Origin of the sequence: Mesorhizobium sp. M4B.F.Ca.ET.089.01.1.1, from assembly GCF_004022605.1 — a bacterium.
GTDB classification, from domain to species: domain Bacteria; phylum Pseudomonadota; class Alphaproteobacteria; order Rhizobiales; family Rhizobiaceae; genus Mesorhizobium; species Mesorhizobium abyssinicae.
This window is the reverse complement of the sequence record NZ_RZOS01000834.1, coordinates 1-1,334: the sequence shown is the minus strand read 5'-3', so window position 1 is coordinate 1,334 and position 1,334 is coordinate 1. Positions and strand designations below refer to the sequence as shown.

General features: G+C 65.7%; 2 protein-coding genes. Both read left to right on the top strand.

What is annotated here, in order from left to right; all coding sequences use genetic code 11:
* On the top strand, nt 1-858 hold an 858-nt coding region (locus tag EN780_RS34330; protein ID WP_145971032.1), incomplete at its 5' end, for a phosphotransferase.
* The coding region (locus EN780_RS34325) for a nucleotidyltransferase family protein (protein WP_133372883.1) at nt 855-1,334 on the top strand (480 nt) is incomplete at its 3' end. The genes EN780_RS34330 and EN780_RS34325, both read left to right, overlap by 4 nt.

Below are 1,334 nucleotides of genomic sequence, written 5' to 3'. Positions count from 1 at the left end.
GCGCAATCCGTCACCGCCTTCGTCGCCATCGACAAGGCGCTGCACGCCGCCGGCGTCAGCGTGCCGGAGATCCATGCGCAGGACCTGAAGCAAGGCTTCCTGCTTCTGGAGCATCTCGGCGCGGAAGGTTTTTTGGGCCAGAACGGGGAGCCGATCGCCGAGCGCTATGCCGCGGCGGCCGAGCTGCTGGCGATGATGCACGGCAAGGCCTGGCCCGACAGGATGGCGGCCGCGCCCGGCATCTTCCACGACGTGCCGCCCTTCGATCGCGAGGCGATGCTGATCGAAGCCGACCTGATGGTCGACTGGTATGTGCCGATGCTGACCGGCAAGCCGGCGGGCAATGCGTTGCTGGCCGGCTACCATAACGAATGGAACAAGGTGCTCGACCGGCTCGAGGGCAGCCAATACACGCTGATGCTGCGCGATTTCCATTCGCCCAACATCATCTGGCGCGGCGACCGCGCCGGTCACGACCGGCTCGGCGTCGTCGATGTCCAGGACGCGCTGATCGGCCCCGCCGCCTATGACGTCGCCTCGCTCGCCATGGACGCCCGCGTCACCATCTCGCCTAAGATCGAGAAGCGGACGCTCGATGCCTATGTCGCGGCGCGCCACGCCGCCGGCGCCTTTGACGAGGCGGCGTTCCGGGAGGCCTACGCGATCATGGCGGCGCAGCGCAATTCGAAGATCCTCGGCATTTTCGTGCGGCTCGAAAAGCGCGACGGCAAGCCCTTCTACCTCAAGCACCTGCCGCGCATCCGCGACTATCTCAGAAGAGCGCTGGCGCACCCGGCACTCTCCGGGCTACACGACTTCTACGCCGCCCATGGCCTGCTGGAAGAACGACCGCTGTGACCGCAACCCCCAGGACCGCAATGGTGCTCGCCGCCGGGCTTGGAAAGCGCATGCGGCCGATCACCGACACGATGCCGAAGCCGCTGGTGGAAATCGCCGGCAAGACGCTAATCGACTGGGGGCTGGACAGCCTGGCGAGCGCCGGTGTCGTTAGGGCGATCGTCAACGTTCATTATCTTCCGGACCAGATCATCGCCCATGTCGCCGGCCGCAAGGCGCCGAGGATCGTCATTTCCGACGAGCGCGAGATGCTGCTGGACTCGGCGGGCGGCATCGTCAGGGCGCTGCCCTCGCTGGGACAAGAGCCCTTCTACATCATCAACGCCGACACGTTCTGGATCGACAGCGGCCAGCCCAGTCTCCAGCGCCTTTCCCTTGCATGGGACGCTGCCAGAATGGATATTCTGCTGATGCTCACCGATCTCGATTCCGCCACCGGGCATTGCGTCGGCACCGATTTCCTGGTGGCGCCGGAC